The sequence below is a fragment of the Micropruina sp. genome (assembly GCF_047607385.1).
GTDB lineage: Bacteria > Actinomycetota > Actinomycetes > Propionibacteriales > Propionibacteriaceae > Micropruina.
Genome location: NZ_JASGDE010000068.1, coordinates 1 through 8,445 on the forward strand (window position 1 = coordinate 1; position 8,445 = coordinate 8,445).

Below are 8,445 nucleotides of genomic sequence, written 5' to 3' on the forward strand. Positions count from 1 at the left end.
CCCGGCCCCGGTGCGCGGGGCGCGGCCGAGGCCGGTCGGGACGTCCGGGGACGCCTCCAGGCGGCCTGGCGCCGGGTGCTCGGCAGCGACGCCGTCGACCCGGAGGCGAGCTTCTTCGACCAGGGCGGCAACTCTCTGAGCCTGATGAGGCTGCAGGTGGCGCTGCGCGAGGAGTTCGGGTGCGAGATCCCGATCACCCAGCTGCTGCGCTACCCGAGCATCGCCAGCCAGCAGCGACTGGTCACGGGCGACGACCGGGCCGAAGCCGCCGGCGCCGCGCCGCGTCCGGGTGCCCTGGACGTCGCCATCATCGGGATCGGGATCCGGGTGCCGGGCGCCGCCGACGCGCGGGAGTTCTGGGCGAACCTGCGGCGGGGCGACGAGTCGATCAGCTTCTACGACGACGAGCAGCTCCGCGCCCTCGGCATCGCCGAATCGACGTTGCGCGACCCCGACTACGTCAAGGCGGGCGGCCACCTGGGCGGGGTCGACGGCTTCGACACCGCCCTGTTCCGGATCCCCCCGGCCGAGGCGGAGGCCACCTCTCCGCAGCTCCGGCTGCTCTACGAGTGCTTCTGGCAGGCCTGCGAGGACGCCGGATACGACCCCACCGCGCTGCCCGGACGGGTCGGCGTGTTCGCCGGCGGAAGCGACGACTTCGAGTGGTACCGGCACAAGCTGCTGGACCGCGCCGGGTTCGGCGACGCCTACCAGAACTTCACGCTGGCCACGAACCACTTCCTCAGCACCAGGCTGTCCTACCAATTCGATCTCACCGGCCCGGCGCTCTCGGCGCTGGCGGGCTGCTCCACCTCGCTGCTGACGATCCATCTCGCCGCCCGGTCGCTGCAGGCCGGCGAGTGCGAACTGGCGGTCGCCGGCGGGGTCACCTTCGAGTCGCCGAACAGCGGCGGCTACCGCTACGTCGAGGGCATGATGCTGTCGCCGGACGGCCACTGCCGTCCCTTCGACGCGGAAGCCGGCGGGACGGTGTTCTCCAACGGCGCGGCACTGATGCTGCTCAAGCCGCTGGACGCGGCGCTGCGCGACGGCGACCCGGTCTACGCGGTGATCGCGGGCTCGGCCATCGGCAACGACGGACGCCGCAAGCTCTCGTTCACCTCGCCCAGCGAGGACGGCCAGTACGACGTGATCCGGGCCGCCTACGAGTCCTCCGGCATCGACCCGGGCACGGTGTCCTTCGTCGAGGGCCACGGCACCGGGACGCTGCTCGGCGACCCGGTCGAGGTGGCCTCGCTCACCCGCGCCTTCCCGGGCGCACCGGCCGGCTCGGTGCTGCTGGGCTCGGTGAAGGGCAACGTCGGACACACCGACTCCGCCGCCGGGGCGGTCGGGCTGGCCAAGGTCGCGCTCAGCCTCGCTCACCGCTACCTCCCGGGCACCCGCAACTACGCGCGTCCCAACCCCAACATCGACTTCGGCGCCACCCCCTTCACCGTGTCCGCCGACGGCCGGGCCTGGGTCGGGGAGCGGCTGCGCGCGGGCATCAACTCCTTCGGCGTCGGCGGGACGAACGTGCACCTGATCGTGGAATCGGCGCCGCCGCGGGATCCGGGAGCCCACGTCCAGGACGAGTTCGAACTGCTCCAGTTCTCGGCGGCGACCGAGGCGGCGCTGGCCGGCACCGCCGAACGGGTGGTGCGTCACGTGGCCGGCGATCCCTCGATCCCGCTGTCCGGCGCCGCGCACACGCTGCGGGCCGGGCGGGCCGAGCTGCGCCACCGGACGTCGATGGTGCTGCGTGCCGACGAGCCTCGCGACCCGGACCGGTGGGCGTCCCGGCTGGCCCGGGCCGGCAGCCGCCGCGCCCTCGCCGGCGGGCGGGTCGCCTTCCTGTTCTCCGGGCAGGGCAACCAGTACCACCGGATGGGCTTCGACCTGTACCGCAGCCGCAGCGAGGCCGGGCGGGTGTTCCGCGACTGCCTGGACCAGGTGGCCGGCCTGCTGCCCGGAGCCGAGGCCGACGACTTCCGCGCCATCCTCTACGGCGATCAGGAGGACGCCCGGATCAACCGCACCGACTGGTCGCAGCTGACCCTGTTCGCCACCCAGTACGCGATCGCCACGGTGATGGGGTCGTTCGGCGTCCGGCCGGACGTGCTGGTCGGGCACAGCATCGGCGAACTCACCGCCGCGGCGCTGGCGCAGGTCTGGTCACTGCCGGACGCGGTACGGCTGGTGCGGGCGCGGGGCCGGGCGATGCGGACGCAGCCGCCAGGGATCATGATCGCGGTCTCGGCGGGCGCGGACCGGGTCCGCGACGTGATCGCCGGGCTCGACCAGGTGTGGCTCTCGCTCGACAACTCCACCCAACGCTCGGTGATCGGGATGGCGCCGGAGGCGTTCGACGCGGTCATCGACCGGCTCGAGGCCGCGGACGTGCGGGGCAGCCGCCTGCACACCTCCCACGCCTTCCACACCCCGATGATGACGGACGCCGCGATCGCCTTCGAGCGGGTCGTCGCCGAGGTCGCCGCCCGGGAGCCGCGGATCCCGATCATCTCGAACCGGTCCGGACGGCTGGCGGAGCCGGGGGAGTTGCTCGACCCGGCCTACTGGCGCGAGCACATCACCGGGCACGTCCACTTCACCGAGAGCCTGCACACCCTGATGTCGCCCGGCCTGCTCCAGGGTGAGCCGCTGTTCGGCATCGAACTCGGCCCCGGGCGCTCGCTGTCCAGCTTCGCCGCCCAGGAGCCGACCCGATCGGACGACCACCTGTTCGTCAACCTGCTGCGGCACCCGGTGGAGGAGGTCCACGACGAGGAGCAGCTGCTCGGCACCCTCGGCACGCTGTGGCAGGCCGGCCTCGACCTGGACTGGCCGGCCCGTCCGGGGTCCCGGCGGGTCCGGCTGCCCGGCTACCTCTTCGACCGGCAACCGTTGGCCACGCCGGCGCGGACGGCGAGTGCTCCCGAGCCGGACGCCGCGGCCGAGCGGCTCCCGTCCGGCACCGGCGACGATCCCGTCGCCCTGGTCGGGGAGGCCTTCAGCCAGGTGCTCGGATACCCCCGGATCGAGCCGGACGACGACTTCTTCGCGCTCGGCGGCGACTCGCTGAAGGCGACCATGCTGGTGGCGCAGCTCGCACCGGAGGTCTCCGGCGGGGTCACCGTCGCCGATATCTTCGCCGCCCCGTCCCCGGCGGCGCTGGCGGCGCGGCTGGCGTCCGCCGGTGCGTTCACCCGTCCCGGCAGCCCGGACGGTGCGCCCGCGGCGTCCCGGCCCGGTGGCGCGGGAACCGCGATCGTCCGGGCCGCGGAGGCGCCGGACTATCCGGTCAGCCCGGCCCAGCGCCGGATGTACCTGGCGGCTCAGCTCGACCCGGGCACGCTGGTCTACAACATGTTCTCCGCGACCCGGCTGGACGGTCGCCTCGACCACGATCGGGTCCGGGCCGCACTGCTCAGACTGGTCGCCCGGCACGAGCCGCTGCGGACCACCTTCGTGCGGCGCGATGAGGAACTGCGGCAGCGGATCGCGGACGATCCGCCCGCCCGCCCGGCGGCGGTGGACGGTCTGCCGCTCAAGTTCAGCCGCGGCACCGTGGACGCCGACGGATCGGCCCTGACCCGGCGGATCGAGGAGTTCGTGCGGCCGTTCGATCTCGAATCGGGTCCGCTGTTCCGGATGGAGATCGTCGAGGACGAGCGCGGCGGCAGCCTGCTGCTGTTCGACATCCACCACATCGTCGCCGACGCCGTGTCGGTGGAGGTGCTCACCCGCGACTTCAGCCTGCTCTACGACGGCGACCTGCCGCCGCTGCCGGTGCAGTACCGCGACTACGCCTGTCAGCTCGACGACGCCGCCGCCCAGCAGGAACTGCTCGAGTCCGAGACCCGGCTGCTGGCCCTGCTCGACGACCTGCCGGACGCCGAACTGCTGGCCACCGACCGTCCCCGCCACGGTCGCGACGCGGCGGCGGGCCGGGTGACGTTGCGGCTGGGCGCCGACCGGGTCGAGCAGGTCGCCCGGCTCGCGGAGCGTCAGGGAGCCACTCCGTTCATGGTCGTGCTGGCCGCCTGGGGTGCGGTGCTGGGCCGCTACGCCGGACGCGGCGACCTGGTGATCGGCGCGCCGGTGACCGGGCGGACCAGGACCGAGACCGGCGAGATGATCGGCATGTTCGTCAACATGATGCCGATCCGGCTGCGCCCAGAGCCCGGCCTCAGCGTCGCCGGCTACCTGTCGGCGAGCAGGCAGAGCGTGCTGGACACCCTCGCCCACCAGGACCTGCCCTTCGACCGGCTGGTTGACCGGCTCGGGCTGCCGCGCCGGGTGAATCGTCACCCGCTGTTCGACGTCTGCGTCGATTACCACAACATCACCCACCACGACCTCGGCATCGACGGTGTCCGCGCCGAACCCCTCGCGCTGCCCCCGCTGGCGGTCGGGATGGACCTGGTCATCACCTGCGTCGAGTCGGGCGACGGACTCGACGTCGACATCGACTACGCGTCCGGACTGTTCGAGCGGACCACCATCGAACGGCTCGCCCACCACTTCGAGGTCTTCCTCGCCACGATCGGCGGCGCCGACCCGTCCTGGGCCGAGACCACCCCGGTCGGGCAGGTCTCGATCCACGACGCCGACGACCGCGCCGCCGTCGTGGCGCGGCTCACCGCGGCGCCCTTCGTCCCGATCCACCGGCGGATCGAGGAACGCGCCCGCACCATGCCGGACGCGGTGGCCGTGGTGGACGCGTCCGGACGGTGTTTCAGCTACGCCCAACTGGACGGGATGGCCAATGCGCAGGCGGCGCGGCTGCGGGACGCCGGGCTGCGGCGCGGCGAGCGGGTGGCGCTGTTCAGCGTCCGGGAGGTGAGCCTGCTCGTCGCCCAGCTGGGCATCGTCAAGGCCGGCGGCGCCTACGTGACGCTCGACCCGGCGCATCCGCGCCGGCGCCGGGAGCGGATCCTCGCCGACGTCCGGCCACGGTTCGGCTTCGCCCCGCCGGGACTGGCGACGGCCGCCACGATCCCGACCGTGTTCGACCTGGATTCCTGCACCAGCGAGAGCCGGCCGGAGTTCGCGGGGCCCGACCCGGACCCCGACGACATCGTCTACGAGATCTACACCTCCGGATCGACCGGGACGCCCAAGGGCATCGCGGTGAAGCACCGCGGGGTGGCCAATCTGCATCGCGACCACGAGCGGCGTGGCATCTTCCGGCCCGGCGACGCGATCGTCGCGCTCGCCGACGTGACCTTCGACATCTTCCTGTTCGAGAGCCTGCTTCCGCTGGCCGCCGGCGCCACCGTCCAGCTGTGCGCCGACGCCGACCGCAAGGACGCGGCGGCGATCGCGCGAACGGTCACCGAGCACGGCGTCAGCCACATTCAGGCGCCGGTGTCGAAGATGGCCGCGCTGGTCGGCAACCGCCGCTTCCGTGCCGCGCTGCCCCGGTTGCGGGTGATCGTCTGCGGCGGCGAGCACTTCTCGGAGAGCCTGTTGCAGACCCTGCTCGCCGAGTCCGGGGCCCGCGTCTTCAACATGTACGGACCGACCGAGACCACGGTGACCGCCACGGTGAAGGAATTCGCCCCCGGGGACGCGGTGACCGTCGGCACCCCGATCCTGGGAGCGGACGTGCTGATCGCCGGCGAGGACGGCACCCTGCAACCCGACGGCGTGCCGGGCGAGCTGTACATCCTCGGGGAGGGCGTCTGCGCGGGCTACACCAACAACCCGGAACAGAACCGGCGCGCCTTCACCGAACTGCGCGAACTGCCCGGGGTGCCCGCCTACCGCACCGGCGACGCCGGGCTGCGGCTGGCCGACGGCGAGATCGTGCTGCGCGGACGGCTCGACCACCAGGTCAAACTCGGCGGCAACCGGATCGAATTGGGCGAGATCGAGCAGGTCGCGATGCGGGTGCCCGGGGTGGCCTACGCGGTTGCCGACGTCGTAGGCGACGACCTGGTCCTGGTCTGTTCCGCCGGCGATGGCGCCGACCACGCCGCCGCGGTGCGGTCGGAGATCGCCGCGGCGCTGCCCGGCTGCATGCTCCCGGCGCGGATCGTGTTCCTGGCCGAGCTGCCGACACTGCCGAACGGCAAGATCGACCGCCCGGCCGTCCGCTCCCTCGCCGAAGCCGGAACCGGGCCCGAAGCCGGAGCCGGAACGGGAGCGGGGGCCGGAACCCGAACCGGCAGCGCCGGCGCGGCCGCGGTGAGGGGCGGTGCCCCGGCGTCCCCGGGTGACACCGAGGGCGTCATCCTCCGCGCCTGGGAGGCGGTGCTCGGGCACCCGGCCGGGCGCGACGACAACTTCTTCGACGCCGGCGGCAACTCCTACAAGCTGATGCTGGTCAACAACCGGCTGGGCGAGCTGCTGGGCCGCGACATCCCGCTGGTGACGCTGTTCGAGCACCCCACGCCGCGGGCGCTGGCGGAGGCGCTCGGCCCGGCCGCCTCGGACGCCGAGCCTGAGGCACCGGTGCCGGCGGCCGACCCGGCGGCAACGGCCGACCCGGCCGGCTTCCAGGACTGGGCACCGCCGCAGCCGACCTCCGACGCCCGGGACCGTCGGATCGCCGTGATCGGGATGGCCGCGGTGTTCCCGGGGGCGGCCACGCCCGCCGAGTACCTGCGCAACAGATTCGACGGCGTGGTCAGCGTGTCGCGATTCAGCCCGGAGCAACTGCGCGGGTCGGGCGTCGACCAGGCGATGATCGAGCACCCGCGCTACGTCAACGCACGCGGATTCGTGGCCGCCGACACCTTCGACGCCGGGTTCTTCGGCTACTCCGCGCGGGAGGCGGAGACGATGGACCCGCAGCTGCGGTTGCTGCACGAGACCACCTGGCACGCGCTCGAGGACGCCGGCTACGTCCCGGCCGGCTACCCCGGCAGGATCGCCCTGTTCGCCGGCAGCGGCACCAATTTCGTCTGGATGGCGGGAATGCTGCACCGCGGCGCCGACCCGGTCGGCGCGTTCGAGGCGATGACCGCCAACGAGAAGGACTTCCTCGCCACCAAGGTCGCCTACAAGCTCGACCTCACCGGGCCCGCGGTGACGGTCCAGACCGCCTGCTCCACCTCGCTGGTGGCCGTCCATGAAGCCGTGCAGTGCCTGCGCCGCGGCGAGGCCGAGATGGCCCTGGCCGGCGGCGTCGCGCTCAACTTCCCCCGTCGCGAGGGATATCTGTGGCACGACGGGATGATCTTCAGCCGAGACGGGACCTGCCGCCCCTTCTCCGGGGACGCCGACGGCACCGTCGCCGGCCAGGGCTGCGGCGTGGTGCTGCTCAAGCCGCTGGACCGGGCGGTCGCCGACGGTGACCACGTCTACGCCGTCATCGCCGGCAGCGCCGTCAACAACGACGGCAACCACAAGGTGGGCTACACCGCGCCGAGCGTCCGCGGCCAGGAGCAGGTGATCCGGGCCGCGATCGCGGACGCCGGCATCGACGCCGCCGCGGTCGGCTACGTGGAGACCCACGGCACCGGCACGACGCTGGGCGACTCGATCGAGGCGGCGGCGCTCACCGGGGTCTACGGCCGCTCCGGCGGCCGGGTCGCGCTCGGCGCGGCGAAGGCGAACATCGGCCACCTGGACGCGGCGGCGGGCGTCGCCGGGTTCATCGCGGCGGTGGGCGTCCTCGACGCCGGCGAGATCCCGCCGATGGCCAACTTCTCCGAACCCGGGGCGAACCTGGAGCCAGGCGGAGCCCTCTACGTGCCCACCCGGCGCTGCCGGCCCGAGGGCGGCCTGCGCGCGGCCGCGGTGAGCTCGTTCGGCATCGGCGGCACCAACGCGCACGTCATCCTGGAACCGGCGCCGCGGTCGCCGGCGGAACGGTCGGTGGCCGGTGCGGCGGACCTGACCGAGGTGCTGCTGCCGCTCTCCGCGCGGGACGAGGACGCCCTGGCGGCGATGCAGGACGCCGTGGCGGCCTGCTGTGCCGGGGCGACGGCGGACCGGCTCCGCGACATCGCGTACACCCTGGCCAACGGCCGGGCCGAGTTCGGCGTGCGTGCCGTCGGCATCGCCGTCCCGGACGCCGGGGTCCGCTGGCTAGCTGCAGATCAGGCGGTCCGCGCCATCGAAGAGATGCTGGACGCGCCCGGCCCGGGGAGCCGGCCCGCCGAGGCCGGCAGCGACACCGACCGGGTCGCGGCACCGCGGCCGGAGCAGCCTGCCGACAAGATCGAGGCGACCCTGCGGCGACGCGTGCTGGCCGCGCAGTGGTTGCGCGGATGGAGCATCGACCGGTCGCGGCTGGTCGACCCCGGCCGACGCGTCCCGGTGCCGGGCTACGCCTTCGCCGGCGAACGCTTCACCTCCGACGTCGCGCTGAGCGACCTGGGGACGCCGGCACCGTCCGGGTCGCCGGATCGGCCCGGGCCGGACGCGGATCGCCCGGCCGGACCGGGGGAGCCTCAGCGCCCGGACGCCGGGCCGGCCGGCGACCCCGCGGCG

The 8,445-nt window shown here is 73.7% G+C and carries 1 protein-coding gene; it reads left to right on the forward strand.

The features are described 5' to 3' along the window. A partial coding sequence (locus QM582_RS06205; protein ID WP_415082712.1) for an amino acid adenylation domain-containing protein occupies positions 1-8,445 on the forward strand: 8,445 nt, incomplete at both ends.